Annotated in this window: 12 protein-coding genes and 2 pseudogenes; 11 read left to right on the plus strand and 3 right to left on the minus strand. The window is 66.8% G+C overall.

Annotated features, from left to right (window positions below):
• The first annotated feature begins 238 nt into the window (after positions 1-238).
• Both rpoB and ACFY1U_RS06625 read left to right on the plus strand, forming a co-directional pair.
• Positions 239-3724: a DNA-directed RNA polymerase subunit beta gene (rpoB, locus tag ACFY1U_RS06620; protein ID WP_390693033.1), complete on the plus strand. Its 3486-nt coding sequence runs from the start codon at positions 239-241 to the stop codon at positions 3722-3724.
• 99 nt (positions 3725-3823) lie between these two features.
• Positions 3824-7723: a DNA-directed RNA polymerase subunit beta' gene (locus tag ACFY1U_RS06625; RefSeq protein ID WP_351462489.1), complete on the plus strand. Its 3900-nt coding sequence runs from the start codon at positions 3824-3826 to the stop codon at positions 7721-7723.
• 3 nt (positions 7724-7726) lie between these two features.
• Here ACFY1U_RS06625 and ACFY1U_RS06630 read toward each other — a convergent pair whose 3' ends face one another.
• Positions 7727-7921 carry a hypothetical protein gene (locus ACFY1U_RS06630; RefSeq protein ID WP_390693034.1) on the minus strand — a complete coding sequence of 65 codons (195 nt, stop codon included), beginning with the start codon at positions 7919-7921 and terminating at the stop codon, positions 7727-7729.
• Between the two features lie 104 nt (positions 7922-8025).
• On the opposite strand from ACFY1U_RS06630, the pseudogene ACFY1U_RS06635 reads away from it, so the two are divergent.
• From ACFY1U_RS06635 to ACFY1U_RS06665, 7 genes and pseudogenes are all read left to right on the plus strand, one after another.
• Positions 8026-8178 (plus strand): annotated as a pseudogene (locus tag ACFY1U_RS06635) (cyclic nucleotide-binding domain-containing protein); the annotation flags it as partial.
• 310 nt (positions 8179-8488) lie between these two features.
• Entirely contained in the window at positions 8489-8950 is a 462-nt protein-coding gene (locus ACFY1U_RS06640) for a DUF1707 and DUF4190 domain-containing protein (protein ID WP_390693659.1), read from the plus strand.
• A gap of 341 nt (positions 8951-9291) precedes the next feature.
• Complete coding sequence (rpsL, locus tag ACFY1U_RS06645; protein ID WP_003948652.1) at positions 9292-9663, plus strand: 30S ribosomal protein S12; 372 nt, start codon at positions 9292-9294, stop codon at positions 9661-9663.
• A gap of 2 nt (positions 9664-9665) precedes the next feature.
• Complete coding sequence (gene rpsG, locus ACFY1U_RS06650) at positions 9666-10136, plus strand: 30S ribosomal protein S7 (protein WP_003998848.1); 471 nt, start codon at positions 9666-9668, stop codon at positions 10134-10136.
• A 39-nt stretch (positions 10137-10175) separates the two neighbouring features.
• Positions 10176-12302 carry an elongation factor G gene (gene fusA / locus ACFY1U_RS06655; protein WP_115906453.1) on the plus strand — a complete coding sequence of 709 codons (2127 nt, stop codon included), beginning with the start codon at positions 10176-10178 and terminating at the stop codon, positions 12300-12302.
• 178 nt (positions 12303-12480) lie between these two features.
• Positions 12481-13674, plus strand: coding sequence for an elongation factor Tu (tuf, locus tag ACFY1U_RS06660; RefSeq protein WP_344404671.1), 1194 nt, complete (start codon positions 12481-12483; stop codon positions 13672-13674).
• 279 nt (positions 13675-13953) lie between these two features.
• Positions 13954-15096: an acyltransferase family protein gene (locus ACFY1U_RS06665; protein WP_390693035.1), complete on the plus strand. Its 1143-nt coding sequence runs from the start codon at positions 13954-13956 to the stop codon at positions 15094-15096.
• A gap of 26 nt (positions 15097-15122) precedes the next feature.
• Here the strand turns inward: ACFY1U_RS06665 and ACFY1U_RS06670 are convergent, their stop codons facing one another.
• Positions 15123-16490 carry a S41 family peptidase gene (locus ACFY1U_RS06670; RefSeq protein WP_390693036.1) on the minus strand — a complete coding sequence of 456 codons (1368 nt, stop codon included), beginning with the start codon at positions 16488-16490 and terminating at the stop codon, positions 15123-15125.
• A 213-nt stretch (positions 16491-16703) separates the two neighbouring features.
• A pseudogene (locus tag ACFY1U_RS06675) lies at positions 16704-16891 on the minus strand (right-handed parallel beta-helix repeat-containing protein); the annotation flags it as partial.
• A gap of 493 nt (positions 16892-17384) precedes the next feature.
• On the opposite strand from ACFY1U_RS06675, the gene rpsJ reads away from it, so the two are divergent.
• On the plus strand, positions 17385-17693 hold the full coding sequence (gene rpsJ / locus ACFY1U_RS06680; RefSeq protein WP_003948644.1) for a 30S ribosomal protein S10: 309 nt from the start codon (positions 17385-17387) through the stop codon (positions 17691-17693).
• 17 nt (positions 17694-17710) lie between these two features.
• A complete protein-coding gene (gene rplC / locus ACFY1U_RS06685; RefSeq protein WP_390693037.1) occupies positions 17711-18355 on the plus strand; it encodes a 50S ribosomal protein L3 in 645 nt (214 codons plus the stop codon).
• The last annotated feature ends 6 nt before the right edge of the window (positions 18356-18361 follow it).

Consider the following 18361-nt stretch of genomic DNA (forward strand, 5'->3'; position numbering starts at 1 on the left):
ACAACGAGGGTCTCAGAAAACCGGGACTGGACATCAGTGTGCCGAGTGGCTACACTGACCCTTTGCGCTGCCTGTTAGCTGTCCCCTGCCCGTCACCAGGGGCATGCCCTCGCTTGAGCACCGACGATCGGAACGTCCCTGACCTGGCCTTTCGGCCAAATCGGGGAGTCCTGTCTCTGTGTGCGGGAGAGGGACCGGTACGCGCGTAGTGAGTCCGAGCCCTCGGAAGGACCCCCTCTTGGCCGCCTCGCGCACTGCCTCGACCGCGAATACGAACAACGGTGCCAGCACCGCCCCGCTGCGCATCTCCTTTGCAAAGATCAAGGAGCCCCTCGAGGTTCCCAACCTGCTCGCGTTGCAGACCGAGAGCTTTGACTGGCTGCTCGGGAACACCGCCTGGCAGAGTCGGGTCGAGGCGGCTCTGGAGTCCGGTCAGGACGTCCCCACCAAGTCCGGTCTGGAGGAGATCTTCGAGGAGATCTCCCCGATCGAGGACTTCTCCGGGTCGATGTCGCTGACGTTCCGCGACCACCGTTTCGAGCCGCCGAAGAACAGCATCGACGAGTGCAAGGAGCGCGACTTCACGTACGCCGCTCCGCTCTTCGTGACGGCTGAGTTCACCAACAACGAGACCGGCGAGATCAAGTCCCAGACGGTCTTCATGGGCGACTTCCCGCTCATGACGAACAAGGGCACGTTCGTCATCAACGGCACCGAGCGTGTCGTGGTGTCGCAGCTGGTCCGTTCGCCCGGTGTCTACTTCGACTCCTCCATCGACAAGACGTCCGACAAGGACATCTTCTCCGCCAAGATCATCCCGTCCCGGGGTGCCTGGCTGGAGATGGAGATCGACAAGCGCGACATGGTCGGTGTGCGCATCGACCGCAAGCGCAAGCAGTCCGTGACCGTTCTGCTCAAGGCTCTCGGTTGGACGACCGAGCAGATCCTGGAGGAGTTCGGCGAGTACGAGTCCATGCGCGCCACCCTGGAGAAGGACCACACCCAGGGCCAGGACGACGCGCTGCTCGACATCTACCGCAAGCTGCGTCCGGGCGAGCCCCCCACGCGTGAGGCCGCGCAGACGCTGCTGGAGAACCTGTACTTCAACCCGAAGCGTTACGACCTCGCCAAGGTCGGCCGCTACAAGGTCAACAAGAAGCTGGGCGCCGACGCTCCGCTCGACGCGGGCATCCTGACCGTCGAGGACGTCATCTCGACGATCAAGTACCTGGTCAAGCTGCACGCCGGCGAGACCGAGACGACCGGCGACAGCGGCGGCACGATCGTCGTCGAGACCGACGACATCGACCACTTCGGCAACCGTCGTCTGCGCAGCGTCGGCGAGCTCATCCAGAACCAGGTCCGCACGGGTCTGGCTCGTATGGAGCGCGTCGTCCGTGAGCGCATGACGACTCAGGACGTCGAGGCGATCACGCCGCAGACCCTGATCAACATCCGGCCGGTCGTCGCCTCCATCAAGGAGTTCTTCGGCACCAGCCAGCTGTCGCAGTTCATGGACCAGAACAACCCGCTGTCGGGTCTCACCCACAAGCGCCGTCTGTCGGCTCTTGGCCCGGGTGGTCTCTCCCGTGAGCGGGCCGGCTTCGAGGTCCGTGACGTGCACCCGTCCCACTACGGCCGCATGTGCCCGATCGAGACGCCTGAAGGCCCGAACATCGGTCTGATCGGCTCGCTCGCCTCCTACGGCCGTGTCAACGCGTTCGGCTTCGTCGAGACGCCGTACCGCAAGGTCGTCGACGGTCAGGTCACCGACGAGGTCGACTACCTGACGGCCGACGAGGAGGACCGCTTCGTCATCGCGCAGGCCAACGCCACGCTCTCGGACGACCTGCGGTTCGCCGAGAACCGGGTCCTGGTCCGCCGCCGTGGCGGTGAGGTCGACTACGTCGCCGGTGACGACGTGGATTACATGGACGTCTCGCCGCGCCAGATGGTGTCGGTCGCGACCGCCATGATCCCGTTCCTCGAGCACGACGACGCCAACCGTGCCCTCATGGGCGCGAACATGATGCGTCAGGCCGTGCCCCTGATCAAGAGCGAGTCCCCGCTCGTCGGCACCGGCATGGAGTACCGCTCCGCCGTCGACGCCGGCGACGTGGTCAAGGCCGAGAAGGCGGGTGTGGTCCAGGAGGTCTCCGCGGACTACATCACCACCGCCAACGACGACGGCACGTACATCACGTACCGCCTGGCCAAGTTCGCCCGCTCCAACCAGGGCACCTCGGTCAACCAGAAGGTCATCGTCAACGAGGGCGACCGGATCATCGAGGGCCAGGTCCTCGCCGACGGTCCGGCCACCCAGAACGGCGAGATGGCGCTGGGCAAGAACCTGCTCGTGGCGTTCATGCCGTGGGAGGGTCACAACTACGAGGACGCGATCATCCTGTCGCAGCGCCTCGTGCAGGACGACGTCCTCTCCTCGATCCACATCGAGGAGCACGAGGTCGACGCCCGTGACACCAAGCTCGGCCCCGAGGAGATCACCCGGGACATCCCGAACGTCTCCGAGGAGGTCCTCGCCGACCTCGACGAGCGCGGCATCATCCGCATCGGCGCCGAGGTCATCGCCGGCGACATCCTCGTCGGCAAGGTGACCCCGAAGGGCGAGACCGAGCTGACCCCGGAGGAGCGCCTGCTGCGCGCGATCTTCGGTGAGAAGGCCCGTGAGGTCCGTGACACCTCGCTGAAGGTGCCGCACGGCGAGACCGGCAAGGTCATCGGCGTGCGCGTCTTCGACCGCGAGGAGGGCGACGAGCTTCCCCCCGGTGTGAACCAGCTGGTGCGCGTGTACGTGGCGCAGAAGCGCAAGATCACCGACGGTGACAAGCTCGCCGGCCGGCACGGCAACAAGGGTGTCATCTCGAAGATCCTGCCCATCGAGGACATGCCGTTCCTCGAGGACGGGACTCCGGTCGACATCATCCTCAACCCGCTGGGTGTGCCGTCCCGAATGAACCCGGGACAGGTGCTCGAGATCCACCTCGGCTGGCTCGCCAGCCGTGGCTGGGACGTCTCCGGTCTCGCCGACGAGTGGGCGCAGCGCCTGCAGGCCATCGGCGCCGACCAGGTCGACCCGGGCACGAACGTCGCGACCCCCGTCTTCGACGGTGCGCGCGAGGACGAGCTCGCGGGTCTGCTGCAGCACACCATCCCGAACCGCGACGGCGAGCGCATGGTTCTCCCGTCCGGCAAGGCGCGGCTGTTCGACGGCCGTAGCGGTGAGCCGTTCCCGGAGCCGATCTCGGTCGGCTACATGTACATCCTGAAGCTGCACCACCTGGTCGACGACAAGCTGCACGCGCGTTCGACCGGCCCGTACTCGATGATCACCCAGCAGCCGCTGGGTGGTAAGGCCCAGTTCGGTGGCCAGCGGTTCGGCGAGATGGAGGTGTGGGCGCTGGAGGCTTACGGCGCCGCGTACGCCCTCCAGGAGCTGCTGACCATCAAGTCCGACGACGTCACCGGCCGCGTGAAGGTCTACGAGGCCATCGTCAAGGGCGAGAACATCCCCGAGCCCGGCATCCCCGAGTCCTTCAAGGTGCTCATCAAGGAGATGCAGTCGCTCTGCCTGAACGTGGAGGTGCTGTCCAGCGACGGTATGTCCATCGAGATGCGTGACACCGACGAGGATGTCTTCCGCGCTGCGGAGGAGCTCGGCATCGACCTGTCCCGGCGCGAGCCGAGCAGCGTCGAAGAGGTCTGACGGGAGTCCGGCCGGAGGCCCTGGTGAGGAACCTCCGGCCGGCCCCAGGACCCCCGTATCAGACCAAAGACTTACAACCCTGAGAGGGATTGACGCATAGTGCTCGACGTCAACTTCTTCGACGAGCTCCGGATCGGCCTGGCCACCGCTGACGACATCCGTCAGTGGAGCCACGGCGAGGTCAAGAAGCCCGAGACCATCAACTACCGCACCCTCAAGCCCGAAAAGGACGGACTCTTCTGCGAGAAGATCTTCGGTCCGACCCGGGACTGGGAGTGCTACTGCGGCAAGTACAAGCGCGTCCGCTTCAAGGGCATCATCTGTGAGCGCTGCGGCGTCGAGGTGACTCGCGCCAAGGTGCGCCGTGAGCGGATGGGCCACATTGAGCTGGCCGCTCCCGTCACGCACATCTGGTACTTCAAGGGTGTTCCGTCGCGGCTGGGTTACCTGCTCGACCTCGCCCCGAAGGACCTGGAGAAGGTCATCTACTTCGCGGCGTACATGATCACGTACGTCGACGAGGAGCGCCGTACCCGCGACCTGCCCTCCCTGGAGGCGCACGTCTCCGTGGAGCGCCAGCAGATCGAGAACCGCCGGGACGCCGACCTGGAGGCCCGCGCCAAGAAGCTCGAGTCCGACCTGGCCGAGCTCGAGGCCGAGGGCGCCAAGGCCGACGTGCGCCGCAAGGTGCGCGAGGGTGCCGAGCGTGAGATGAAGCAGCTGCGCGACCGTGCGCAGCGCGAGATCGACCGTCTCGACGAGGTGTGGACCCGGTTCAAGAACCTCAAGGTCCAGGACCTGGAGGGTGACGAGCTGCTCTACCGCGAGCTCCGTGACCGCTTCGGTACCTACTTCGACGGCTCCATGGGTGCGGCTGCTCTGCAGAAGCGCCTGGAGTCCTTCGACCTCGAGGAGGAGGCCGAGCGCCTCCGCGAGATCATCCGTACCGGCAAGGGCCAGAAGAAGACCCGTGCGCTCAAGCGCCTGAAGGTCGTCTCCGCGTTCCTGCAGACCAGCAACAGCCCCAAGGGCATGGTGCTGGACTGCGTGCCGGTCATCCCGCCGGACCTTCGCCCGATGGTGCAGCTGGACGGTGGCCGCTTCGCGACCTCCGACCTGAACGACCTGTACCGCCGTGTGATCAACCGCAACAACCGACTGAAGCGCCTTCTCGACCTCGGTGCGCCCGAGATCATCGTGAACAACGAGAAGCGCATGCTCCAGGAGGCCGTCGACGCGCTGTTCGACAACGGCCGTCGTGGTCGCCCGGTCACGGGCCCCGGCAACCGCCCGCTGAAGTCCCTCAGCGACATGCTGAAGGGCAAGCAGGGCCGTTTCCGTCAGAACCTGCTCGGCAAGCGTGTGGACTACTCCGCGCGTTCCGTGATCGTCGTCGGTCCGCAGCTGAAGCTGCACCAGTGCGGTCTGCCGAAGGCGATGGCGCTGGAGCTCTTCAAGCCGTTCGTGATGAAGCGCCTGGTCGACCTGAACCACGCGCAGAACATCAAGAGCGCCAAGCGCATGGTGGAGCGCGGCCGCACGGTCGTGTACGACGTCCTCGAAGAGGTCATCGCCGAGCACCCGGTTCTGCTGAACCGTGCTCCCACCCTGCACCGCCTCGGCATCCAGGCCTTCGAGCCGCAGCTGGTCGAGGGCAAGGCCATCCAGATCCACCCGCTCGTGTGCACCGCGTTCAACGCGGACTTCGACGGTGACCAGATGGCCGTGCACCTGCCGCTGTCCGCGGAGGCGCAGGCCGAGGCCCGCATCCTGATGCTGTCCTCGAACAACATCCTCAAGCCCGCAGACGGCCGTCCGGTGACGATGCCGACCCAGGACATGGTCCTCGGTCTGTTCTTCCTCACCACCGACGGCGAGATGCGCAACGTCAAGGGCGAGGAGCGTTCCTTCGCGTCCGTCGCCGAGGCGATCATGGCGTTCGACGCCGGCGAGCTCTCGCTGCAGTCGCGTGTGGACATCCGCTTCCCGGTGGGCACCATCCCGCCGCGCGGCTGGACCCCGCCGGCGCAGGAGGAGGGCGAGCCGGAGTGGCAGCAGGGTGACACCTTCCGGCTGCGGACGACCCTGGGCCGCGCGCTCTTCAACGAGCTGCTGCCCGAGGACTACCCGTTCGTCGACTACGAGGTCGGCAAGAAGCAGCTCTCCGAGATCGTCAACGACCTCGCCGAGCGCTACCCCAAGGTCATCGTGGCGGCGACGCTCGACAACCTGAAGGCGGCCGGCTTCTACTGGGCGACCCGTTCCGGTGTCACCGTGGCCATCTCCGACGTCGTCGTTCCCGAGGCGAAGAAGGAGATCGTCAAGGGCTACGAGGCGCAGGACGAGAAGGTCCAGAAGCAGTACGAGCGCGGTCTGATCACCAAGGACGAGCGCACGCAGGAGCTCATCGCGATCTGGACCAAGGCGACCAACGAGGTCGCCGAGGCGATGAACGACAACTTCCCGAAGACCAACCCGATCTTCATGATGGTGAACTCGGGTGCACGAGGCAACATGATGCAGATGCGTCAGATCGCCGGTATGCGTGGTCTGGTGTCGAACGCGAAGAACGAGACGATCCCGCGTCCGATCAAGGCGTCGTTCCGTGAGGGCCTGTCCGTGCTGGAGTACTTCATCTCCACGCACGGTGCCCGTAAGGGTCTGGCGGACACCGCTCTGCGTACCGCCGACTCGGGTTACCTGACCCGTCGTCTGGTGGACGTCTCGCAGGACGTCATCATCCGCGAGGAGGACTGCGGCACCGAGCGCGGTCTGAAGCTGCGGATCGCCAACCGCGGCGCCGACGGTGTGCTGCGCAAGGCGGACGACGTCGAGACCAGCGTCTACGCCCGCATGCTCGCCGAGGACGTCGTCATCGACGGCAAGGTGATCGCGCCGGCCAACGTGGACCTGGGCGACGTGCTCATCGACCAGCTGGTGCACCACGGTGTCGAGGAGGTCAAGACCCGCTCGATCCTGACCTGCGAGTCCCAGGTCGGCACCTGCGCCATGTGCTATGGCCGCTCGCTGGCCACCGGCAAGCTGGTCGACATCGGTGAGGCGGTCGGCATCATCGCCGCCCAGTCCATCGGTGAGCCCGGTACCCAGCTGACGATGCGTACCTTCCACACCGGTGGTGTGGCCGGTGACGACATCACCCAGGGTCTGCCGCGTGTCGTCGAGCTCTTCGAGGCCCGTACGCCGAAGGGTGTCGCCCCGATCTCCGAGGCCTCCGGCCGCGTCCGGATCGAGGAGACCGAGAAGACCAAGAAGATCGTCGTCACCCCGGACGACGGCAGCGACGAGACGGCGTACCCGATCTCGAAGCGTGCCCGGCTCCTGGTCAGCGAGGGCGAGCACGTCGAGGTGGGCCAGAAGCTCACCGTGGGTGCCACCAACCCGCACGACGTGCTGCGCATCCTGGGCCAGCGTGCCGTCCAGGTCCACCTGGTCGGCGAGGTCCAGAAGGTCTACAACTCGCAGGGTGTGTCGATCCACGACAAGCACATCGAGATCATCATCCGGCAGATGCTGCGCCGTGTGACGATCATCGAGTCCGGCGACGCCGAGCTGCTGCCCGGCGAGCTGGTCGAGCGCTCGAAGTTCGAGGTCGAGAACCGTCGTGTGGTCCAGGAAGGCGGCCACCCAGCCTCCGGCCGTCCGCAGCTGATGGGTATCACCAAGGCCTCGCTGGCGACCGAGTCGTGGCTGTCGGCGGCGTCCTTCCAGGAGACGACCAGGGTCCTCACGGACGCGGCGATCAACGCCAAGTCCGACTCCCTGATCGGCCTCAAGGAGAACGTCATCATCGGTAAGCTCATCCCGGCCGGTACGGGCCTGTCCCGCTACCGCAACATCCGGGTCGAGCCGACCGAGGAGGCCAAGGCCGCGATGTACTCGGCCGTCGGCTACGACGACATCGACTACTCGCCGTTCGGCACCGGCTCCGGCCAGGCCGTCCCGCTGGAGGACTACGACTACGGTCCGTACAACCAGTAAGGCCTACGTCCACTGAGGGGCGGTCACCTTTTGGGGTGGCCGCCCCTCGGCGTGTGCGCAGCTCTCGACCGGGAGACGCGGCATGGCCCCGGGCGGGTGGTCCTCGTCGGCGACGTCTCGCCCGGCCTTCGTCGCCTCCGCGACGCGGGCCCGTCGAGCCTCGTCCTGAGCCTGCAGGTGCAGCAGCACCTCCGCCATCTCAGGGGCGAAGCCGAGAGCGACGGCCGCACGGGCGGTGACCTCGTGCCAGATCGGTTCGAGACGAGCCCGTTCGCAGGGCGAAGGACGCGGCGGGCGAGCGGTCGCACGTCCTCTTCCTGGTACAGGGCTGGACCAAGGTCACGGCCTCCGCGGCCAACGGCTACGAGGCGCTGCCCGCGCTGCGTGGGCCCGGCGACCTCGTCGGCGAGTCGGCGGCACTCACCGGGCGGCCGCGGTCGGCGACCGTGGCCGCGCAGAAGGAGGCCGGACCGGACCATCGCGTCCCGGACGCGGTCTGTGCCGCAAATGCCGCTTCGGCGCATCATGGAGTGACTCGGGGGGTTCGGGGAGGTACTCGTGTCCAATCCGTCGTGGCAGCCCTGGCAGTCCGGGCAGGGGGACTCGCAGCGGGCGCAGGATGTCCCGCAGTCGGGGCAGGACGTACCCCTGCGGCCCTGGCAGCAGGGCTCGCAGGGGCAGCGTGGTCTGCCTCAGGCCTGGCAGGGGGGCTCGCCGCCGCTCCAGGGCCCGGGGCAGACCTGGCAGGGGCAGCCCGCTCCGTCCATGCTCGCCTCCCACGCCGACCGTGAGCGTGCCGTGGACGTGCTCCGGGCGGGGTACGGGGAGGGGCGGCTGGAGAAGGGGGAGTTCGACCGGCGGGTGGCGCGGGCCTACGCGGCCCGTACGGTGGGGGAGCTGGCCCTTCTGGTCGCCGATCTGCCGCAGGGCCCCGTGCCGGTCAGCCAGGCCGCTCCGGCCGTGCCCGCGACCTTTCTGCCGGCCCCGCCGCCGACGAACGGCAAGGCGGTCGGCTCCATGGTCTGCGGGATCCTCACGTTTTTCACCGCCGGGCTCACCGGCATCCCCGCGGTCATCCTCGGGCACTCCGCCCGCAGCGAAATGCAGCGCACCGGTGAGCGGGGCGAGGGCCTCGCCATGACCGGGCTTGTCCTGGGCTGGCTGTCGGTCGCCGGATGGGCGCTGATCATCACGATCCTGATCGCGGCGGCTCTGGCCTCCGCCTGACCTGGGGTGAGCTGCGGTGACGTAGCTTCCCAAGGTGTCGGGAACGTGAATTCGAAGATCATGTACGGCGTAGGGTCTTGACATGCTTCGTATGGCAATGCGGGCGCGGCCCATTTGTTTTGACCACAGCGTATGAGGTAGGTACGCTCAGACCTTGTGCCTGGGGTGTGCCCTGGCTCTTGTGCGTGCCATCAACCGCATAGCGAGCCGCTACTGGCCACCGTAATCTGTGCTCTTTTCGCCTCGCGGCGGGAGTCCGCCGGATTCGACACACCCGACCGCGTGGGTCGGCGACGTTCCAGGTTAGCTGTACCCATCGGCACACAGAAACCGGAGAAGTAGTGCCTACGATCCAGCAGCTGGTCCGTAAGGGCCGGCAGGACAAGGTCGAGAAGAACAAGACGCCCGCACTCGAGGGTTCCCCTCAGCGTCGTGGCGTCTGCACGCGTGTGTTCACGACCACCCCGAAGAAGCCGAACTCGGCCCTGCGTAAGGTCGCGCGTGTGCGTCTGACCAGCGGGATCGAGGTCACGGCCTACATTCCGGGTGAGGGACACAACCTGCAGGAGCACTCCATCGTGCTCGTGCGCGGCGGCCGTGTGAAGGACCTGCCGGGTGTTCGCTACAAGATCATCCGTGGCTCCCTCGACACCCAGGGTGTCAAGAACCGCAAGCAGGCCCGTTCCCGCTACGGCGCCAAGAAGGAGAAGTAAGAATGCCTCGTAAGGGCCCCGCCCCGAAGCGCCCGGTCATCATCGACCCGGTCTACGGTTCTCCTCTGGTCACGTCGCTCATCAACAAGGTGCTGCTGAACGGCAAGCGCTCCACCGCCGAGCGCATCGTCTACGGCGCCATGGAGGGCCTGCGCGAGAAGACCGGCAACGACCCGGTCATCACGCTGAAGCGCGCTCTCGAGAACATCAAGCCGACCCTCGAGGTCAAGTCCCGCCGTGTCGGTGGCGCCACCTACCAGGTGCCGGTCGAGGTCAAGCCCGGCCGCGCCAACACCCTGGCGCTGCGCTGGCTGGTCGGATACTCCCGCGCCCGTCGCGAGAAGACCATGACCGAGCGTCTGCTCAACGAGCTTCTCGACGCTTCGAACGGCCTCGGTGCGGCCGTCAAGAAGCGCGAGGACACGCACAAGATGGCCGAGTCCAACAAGGCCTTCGCGCACTACCGCTGGTAGTCGCTACCCACATCGAGACCGAGAGAAGACTGAAGCCTTATGGCTACCACTTCACTTGACCTGGCCAAGGTCCGCAACATTGGGATCATGGCCCACATCGACGCGGGCAAGACGACCACCACCGAGCGGATCCTGTTCTACACCGGTGTGTCCTACAAGATCGGTGAGGTCCACGACGGCGCTGCCACCATGGACTGGATGGAGCAGGAGCAGGAGCGTGGCATCACGATCACCTCTGCTGCCACCACCTGTCACTGGCCGCTGGAAGACGTCGACCACACCATCAACATCATCGACACGCCGGGCCACGTCGACTTCACCGTCGAGGTGGAGCGTTCCCTGCGCGTGCTCGACGGTGCCGTGACGGTGTTCGACGGCGTCGCCGGCGTGGAGCCCCAGTCCGAGACGGTGTGGCGTCAGGCGGACCGCTACGGCGTCCCCCGCATCTGCTTCGTCAACAAGCTCGACCGTACCGGTGCCGAGTTCCACCGCTGCGTCGACATGATCTCTGACCGCCTCGGCGCTCAGCCGATCGTGATGCAGCTGCCGATCGGTGCCGAGGCCGACTTCAAGGGCGTCGTCGACCTCGTGACGATGAAGGCCCTGGTCTGGTCCGCCGAGGCCACCAAGGGCGAGATGTACGACGTCGTCGACATCCCGGACACCCACGCCGAGGCTGCCGAGGAGTACCGCGGCAAGCTGCTCGAGGCCGTGGCCGAGAACGACGAAGAGATCATGGAGCTGTACCTGGAGGGCACCGAGCCCTCCGTGGAGCAGCTGTACGCCGCGATCCGTCGCATCACCATCGCGTCCGGCAAGTCCAAGGACACCACGGTCACCCCGGTGTTCTGTGGCACCGCGTTCAAGAACAAGGGCGTCCAGCCCCTGCTCGACGCGGTCGTGCGCTACCTCCCCTCCCCGCTCGACGTCGAGGCCATCGAGGGCCACGCCGTGAACGACCCGGAGGAGGTCGTCAAGCGCAAGCCGTCCGACGACGAGCCGCTGTCCGCGCTGGCGTTCAAGATCATGAGCGACCCGCACCTCGGCAAGCTCACCTTCGTCCGGGTCTACTCGGGCCGCCTGGAGTCCGGCACTGCCGTGCTGAACTCCGTCAAGGGCAAGAAGGAGCGCATCGGCAAGATCTACCGCATGCACGCGAACAAGCGTGAGGAGATCGACGCGGTGGGCGCCGGCGACATCATCGCCGTCATGGGTCTGAAGCAGACCACGACCGGTGAGACGCTGTGCGACGACAAGCAGCCGGTGATCCTGGAGTCCATGGACTTCCCGGCGCCGGTCATCCAGGTCGCCATCGAGCCCAAGTCCAAGGGTGACCAGGAGAAGCTGGGTGTCGCCATCCAGCGTCTCGCGGAGGAGGACCCCTCCTTCCAGGTCCACTCGGACGAGGAGACCGGCCAGACGATCATCGGTGGTATGGGCGAGCTGCACCTCGAGGTGCTGGTCGACCGTATGCGCCGTGAGTTCAAGGTCGAGGCCAACGTCGGCAAGCCGCAGGTCGCCTACCGCGAGACGATCCGCAAGGCCGTCGAGCGCGTGGACTACACCCACAAGAAGCAGACCGGTGGTACCGGTCAGTTCGCCAAGGTGCAGATCGCGATCGAGCCCATCGAGGGCGGCGACGCCTCGTACGAGTTCGTGAACAAGGTGACCGGTGGCCGCATCCCGAAGGAGTACATCCCTTCGGTGGACGCCGGTGCGCAGGAGGCCATGCAGTTCGGCATCCTCGCTGGCTACGAGATGACGGGCGTGCGCGTCACGCTCATCGACGGTGGCTACCACGAGGTCGACTCCTCCGAGCTCGCCTTCAAGATCGCCGGTTCGCAGGCCTTCAAGGAGGCCGCGCGCAAGGCCAGCCCCGTGCTGCTCGAGCCGATGATGGCCGTCGAGGTCACCACGCCCGAGGACTACATGGGTGAGGTCATCGGCGACATCAACTCCCGCCGTGGTCAGATCCAGGCCATGGAGGAGCGGGCCGGTGCCCGCGTCGTGAAGGGCCTCGTGCCCCTCTCGGAGATGTTCGGCTACGTCGGAGACCTCCGCAGCAAGACGTCGGGTCGCGCAAGCTACTCGATGCAGTTCGACTCCTACGCCGAGGTTCCGCGGAACGTCGCCGAGGAGATCATCGCGAAGGCCAAGGGCGAGTAACGCACTGCGTTAACGCACTGCGTTCATACGCCTTAGGCTTGACTCCGGAGCCTGCCGGGGCATTCACCCGCATTCGTCACCGTTTGCGGGGGGTGCCCCGGGGCCCGGGCACTAACAGCAAAGATCACCTGGCGCCGATGAAGTAAGGCGTACAGAACCACTCCACAGGAGGACCCCAGTGGCGAAGGCGAAGTTCGAGCGGACTAAGCCGCACGTCAACATCGGCACCATCGGTCACATCGACCACGGTAAGACGACCCTCACGGCCGCCATTACCAAGGTGCTGCACGACGCGTACCCGGACATCAACGAGGCCTCGGCGTTCGACCAGATCGACAAGGCTCCCGAGGAGCGCCAGCGCGGTATCACCATCTCCATCGCGCACGTCGAGTACCAGACGGAGACGCGTCACTACGCGCACGTCGACTGCCCGGGTCACGCGGACTACATCAAGAACATGATCACCGGTGCTGCCCAGATGGACGGCGCCATCCTCGTGGTCGCCGCCACCGACGGCCCGATGCCGCAGACCAAGGAGCACGTGCTCCTGGCCCGCCAGGTCGGCGTTCCGTACATCGTCGTCGCCCTGAACAAGGCCGACATGGTGGACGACGAGGAGATCCTGGAGCTCGTCGAGCTCGAGGTCCGTGAGCTGCTCTCCGAGTACGAGTTCCCGGGCGACGACGTTCCGGTCGTCAAGGTCTCCGCGCTCAAGGCGCTCGAGGGCGACAAGGAGTGGGGCCAGTCGGTCCTGGACCTGATGGCCGCCGTCGACACCGCGATCCCGGAGCCGGAGCGCGACGTCGACAAGCCCTTCCTGATGCCGATCGAGGACGTCTTCACGATCACCGGTCGCGGTACGGTCGTCACCGGCCGTATCGAGCGTGGTGTCCTGAAGGTCAACGAGACCGTCGACATCATCGGCATCAAGACCGAGAAGACCACCACCACGGTCACCGGCATCGAGATGTTCCGCAAGCTGCTCGACGAGGGCCAGGCCGGTGAGAACGTCGGTCTGCTCCTCCGTGGCATCAAGCGCGAGGACGTCGAGCGCGGCCAGGTCATCATCAAGCCGGGCTCGGTCACCCCGCACACGGAGTTCGAGGCCCAGGCGTACATCCTGTCCAAGGACGAGGGTGGCCGCCACACGCCGTTCTTCAACAACTACCGTCCGCAGTTCTACTTCCGTACGACGGACGTGACCGGCGTCGTGACCCTCCCCGAGGGCACCGAGATGGTCATGCCGGGTGACAACACCGAGATGAAGGTGGAGCTCATCCAGCCCGTCGCCATGGAAGAGGGCCTGAAGTTCGCCATCCGTGAGGGTGGCCGGACGGTCGGCGCCGGCCAGGTCACCAAGATCAACAAGTAATGTTGTTGACTTGACCTGGTAGCTCCCAGCGCGAGCTCCTGAAGGGGCCCGTACGACTTCGGTCGTACGGGCCCTTTCGCTTGCCCCGCGCCTGCCCCCGCCCGACGGGAGGCGACGGTCGCACGGTGAAGTCTCGGCGAACCTTGCGGGACGGCTCATGGAGAGTTCGGCCAACTCCCCGTTTCCGATGCCCCGAATGTTCTTGTCTGCTCACTGCGGGGCGCTGGTGACCCCCTAGCGTGAGGGGTCGGAACAGGCAAGACACAGGGATGGTCGTTGATGTCCACGATGGTCGACCGGCCGACGCGACAGCTGCGGACGGTGCAGGTACGCCGTCAAGCGGCCCCACTCCGCCGCGAGCGTCCCCGCCTGTACGCCATCGACGGCATCCGTCTCGTCGCCGCCCTGATGGTGGCCGTGCACCACTACGTCGGCAGCTGGCGCGTCGACCAGCCGGGCAACGCCATCTGGGGCCGGCCGGTGTCCGACACCATGCCGACGGTCTTCCACTTCGCCGCCTACGGCTGGATCGGCGTCGAGATCTTCTTCGTGATCAGCGGCTTCGTGATCTGCATGTCCTGCTGGGGACGCACCCCGCGCGACTTCTTCGTCTCCCGCGTGATCCGGCTGTACCCGGCCTACTGGTTCGGGATCGCCTTCACCACGGCCGTGCTGGTGGTGGCGCCGGGGCCGGGGATCTGGGACCGGCTGAAGCTGCGCGACATCCTGCTCAACTTCACGATGCTGCAGTCGGGTTCGGGCGTGGCGAACGTCGACCGCGTCTACTGGACGCTCTGGTCGGAGCTGCGCTTCTATCTGCTCTTCATGGTCGTCGTCGCCACCGGGCTGACGTACCGCAAGGTCGTGATCTTCTGCTGTGTGTGGGGTGCGGCAGCGATGCTCGCCCCGGTCTCGGAGTTCCGCCTCATGACGCTGGCCGCCAACCCGGAGGGCGCCTGGTTCTTCATCGCGGGCCTTGCCCTCTACCTCATGCACCGCTTCGGCCAGGACCTGCTGCTGTGGGGGATCCTCGGGATGGCGTGGCTGATGGGGCAGCGGCAGCTGGGGCTGAGGATCGACAACACCGAGCATGTCTCCGGGTGGCGGGGGAGCATGGTGATCTACACCGTGTTTCTGCTCGTGATGGTCGCGATCGCACTGGGTGCGACGGATCGCGTGCGGTGGAAGTGGCTGGTCACGGCGGGGAGTCTGACGTATCCGCTGTATCTGATCCACTACGTGGCCGGGACGACGGTGATCGGGCAGCTTCGGGACGCGATGGATCCCCGGGTGCTGGTCGCCGGCGTGATCGCCGGATTCCTCGTGCTGAGCTGGCTCGTCCACCGGCTCGTGGAGCGGCCTGCGGCCCGAGTGTTGAAGCGGGGGTTGGATACGTCGTTCGCGCGGTTGCGCACGGCGTAGCTCCGCAGGGCGTTGCCGGCGCCTCGTCAGAAGCGCAGCAGGTTCACCGCCCGGTCGAATGCCGAGTCCCTGTTGTGGACGAACTCCTCGCTGGTGAACACCGGCTCGGTGATCTGGGGCGGGATGCCCGTGCCGTCGAAGGTGTGGCCCGTGTGGGTCAGGAACTCCTCGTTGGGGAGCCAGGCCGTCATGCCGTTCGGGAGCTTGCGGGACATGACGTCGGAGAACACGCCCTGTGTGGGCTGCCCGATGCGGATCGTCCTGCCGGGGCGGTCCATGAGGGCCTGGGTGAAGGTCTCGCCCGCGCTGACCGTGGAGCCGCCGGTCAGGACGGCGACGGGGCCGGTGTAGCGGGGCGCGTGGGCGGGGACCACGGGTACGGGCTCGGGGCGGGTGTGCCGGGTCGGGTCGGCAGGGTCGTTGCGGGCGCGCTTGGCGTAGGCGATGTAGGGCCGACCGGTGAGCCGCTCGGCGAGGTGGATGCCGAGGGCGTCGGAGCCGCCGCCGTTGATGCGCAGGTCGATGATCAGACCCGGCAGGCGCCGGGTGCGCTCCGTGGTGAGGACGGTGTCGAGTGCCTTGTCGAGCTCGGCCAGGTTGGCGGCGTACGAGCCGTGGTCGGCGGTCGTGTACCCGCCGAAGCCGGAGACGCGCAGGTACCCGGGGCCGTTGCCGGGCAGGTCGGCGTACGTGACGCGCCCAGCGGCGAAGTCCCGCCGGTAGGGGGCTTTGGCGAGGTCGCGCTCGACGATGAACTTCTTGGCCCTGGCGTCCAGTTGCTCCGTGGGTATCTCGGTGCCTGGGCGGCCCTGGGCGAAGACGCGGTCGCCGTCCTGCACGGCGACATGGGCGTCGTGGAGCGGGGCGACCATCCGGCTGAAGACGTCGAAGAGCCGCGAGCGGGTCGTGTCCTTGTGGATCAACGGGCGGTAGCGGTCGCGCACGGCGTGCCAGTCGATGCCCTTGGCGGCGAAGAACGGGTAGTTCTCCTCGAAGGACTGCCAGAAGACGTCGAAGGCGGTACGGGGATCCTTGGGCGTCGGACGGGTGCACTTGTCGGGCAGCGCAGCGATCCGGAGCAGCTGCCGGTGGCCGACTGAGCTGTCCGCCGACAGCCGGGCGTGATCGTGGTCCCGTCCGAGGCGTACGGTCAGCGTGGTGCCGTCCGCCGTGTACGTGCCCGGGCCGGTCTGCCGCGCGGTGTCGCCCTTGAGGCAGCTCACCGCGGTGGTCTGGTACTCCTGGTACACCCCGTGGCCGAGGGCGAGGACGGTGCCGTAGCCGTCCGTGCGCCACAGGCCGTCCGTACCGGATGGGCCGGAGCCGGCCGCGGTGGCCGGTGCGGCTCCCGCCGCCAGGATCAGGATGACGGCGGTGGCCGTGACGATGCGCACGAGGTGTCCTTCCGGTGGCCGTGGGCTGTGCCACCACCGTGGCCGGGGCGGCTTCCCCCGGACCATCCGGCAAGCCGGTCCATCGGGGTGGGGGAAGCCCCAGGGGACGTCAGAAGCCCCTGGTCACGGCGTCACCACCTTGCGCGGTCTTGTCGTTCGAACCGCTCACGCCGAAGCGGCACGAGGTGCTCGTCCGGAACACGGACGTTCCCTGTAGCGGAAGACGTTTCCGGTGCCGGTGGTGGGCTTCGCCGCGAAGCCGTCCGCGTTCTCGCCGCCGGAGCCACGTTGTCGTGCGACTCCGAGCTCACGATCAGGTTGTTCCACGGCCACTGGCTGCTCGGGGTGCTGGAGGAGGTCCGGCCCAGCTGCAGGCCCGTGTCGCGGTGCCGCTCGGCGACACGTACCGCATGGTGCTCGCGGCCCGCGGTGATTCTTTTTCACGGACATGAACAAAAGCGGGGCTGGGGCGAGGGTCTGTCAGCGGCTCGTCCGAGGGGTGTCGGGGGTGCGGGTTTGACCTGCGTCACCCTGGGGGTATTCTCTCCGGCCTCGATTGGCCAGGCCCCTGCCCCGTATGGCAGACTGTCGGAGTTGCTCGGTCGAGTGTTGATGCTGCGCGCCTCCCGCCGGGAGGACCGGAAGCGAGTCCCACAGTACTCGTCGCCCTAACTGCCGTAAGGCAGCACTGGGGCGGACGTACGGGAATCTTCCGGGAAGTGCGGTGCGGCACTGGCCAGGCACCCGGGTGAACCTCTTTCCCAGGCAAGGGATGTTCGAACAAGGGACATCTGTGTCAGTGAAAGCGCGACACGCCCGACCGCGTGGGTCGGCGAGGAGCGTGTGGAGGACCGGGTTCCAGAGCGTGAAGAGACAAAGGACTACTGAGTAGCCATGGCGGGACAGAAGATCCGCATCCGGCTCAAGGCCTACGACCACGAGGTCATCGACTCCTCGGCGAAGAAGATCGTCGAGACGGTGACCCGCACTGGTGCGTCGGTCGCGGGCCCGGTGCCGCTGCCCACTGAGAAGAACGTGTACTGCGTCATCAAGTCGCCGCACAAGTACAAGGACTCGCGCGAGCACTTCGAGATGCGCACGCACAAGCGCCTGATCGACATCCTCGACCCGACGCCCAAGACCGTTGACTCTCTGATGCGACTCGACCTCCCGGCCGGTGTCGACATCGAGATCAAGCTCTGAGGGCCGGTGATCTGAGAATGGCTAAGCAGATCAAGGGCATCCTGGGCGAGAAGCTCGGCATGACGCAGGTGTGGGACGAGAACAACCGTGTTGTTCCGGTCACCGTCGTCAAGGCCGGCCCGAACGTCGTCACCCAGGTGCGTACGAACGACAGCGACGGCTACGAGTCGGTTCAGATCGCCTTCGGCGAGATCGACCCGCGCAAGGTGAACAAGCCCCTCAAGGGCCACTTCGCCAAGGCCGACGTCACCCCCCGCCGCCACCTCGTCGAGCTCCGTACCGCTGACGCCAGCGAGTACACCCTCGGCCAGGAGATCACCGCCGAGGTGTTCGAGGCGGGCGTCAAGGTCGACGTCACCGGCAAGAGCAAGGGCAAGGGCTTCGCCGGTGTCATGAAGCGCCACAACTTCGGTGGCCTCGGCGCCGGTCACGGCACCCAGCGCAAGCACCGCTCTCCCGGTTCCATCGGTGGCTGCGCCACCCCGGGCCGTGTGTTCAAGGGCCTCCGCATGGCGGGTCGTATGGGCAACGAGCGGGTCACCACCCAGAACCTGACCGTCCACGCCGTTGACGCGGAGAAGGGTCTGCTGCTCATCAAGGGCGCGGTTCCCGGTCCGAACGGCGGCCTCGTCCTGGTCCGCACCGCGGCCAAGGGGGCCTGAGGTAAC

The organism is Streptomyces sp. NPDC001351 (assembly GCF_042896045.1).
Lineage (GTDB): Bacteria > Actinomycetota > Actinomycetes > Streptomycetales > Streptomycetaceae > Streptomyces.

Bases quoted from the DNA above. Each gene is read 5' to 3' on its own strand.
- ACFY1U_RS06630 (WP_390693034.1), bottom strand. From the start codon at position 7,921: ATGGCGGAGGTGCTGCTGCACCTGCAGGCTCAGGACGAGGCTCGACGG.
- ACFY1U_RS06665 (WP_390693035.1), top strand. From the start codon at position 13,954: ATGTCCACGATGGTCGACCGGCCGACGCGACAGCTGCGGACGGTGCAG.
- rplC (WP_390693037.1), top strand. From the start codon at position 17,711: ATGGCTAAGCAGATCAAGGGCATCCTGGGCGAGAAGCTCGGCATGACG.
- rpsJ (WP_003948644.1), top strand. From the start codon at position 17,385: ATGGCGGGACAGAAGATCCGCATCCGGCTCAAGGCCTACGACCACGAG.
- ACFY1U_RS06640 (WP_390693659.1), top strand. From the start codon at position 8,489: ATGCTCGCCTCCCACGCCGACCGTGAGCGTGCCGTGGACGTGCTCCGG.
- fusA (WP_115906453.1), top strand. From the start codon at position 10,176: ATGGCTACCACTTCACTTGACCTGGCCAAGGTCCGCAACATTGGGATC.
- rpsG (WP_003998848.1), top strand. From the start codon at position 9,666: ATGCCTCGTAAGGGCCCCGCCCCGAAGCGCCCGGTCATCATCGACCCG.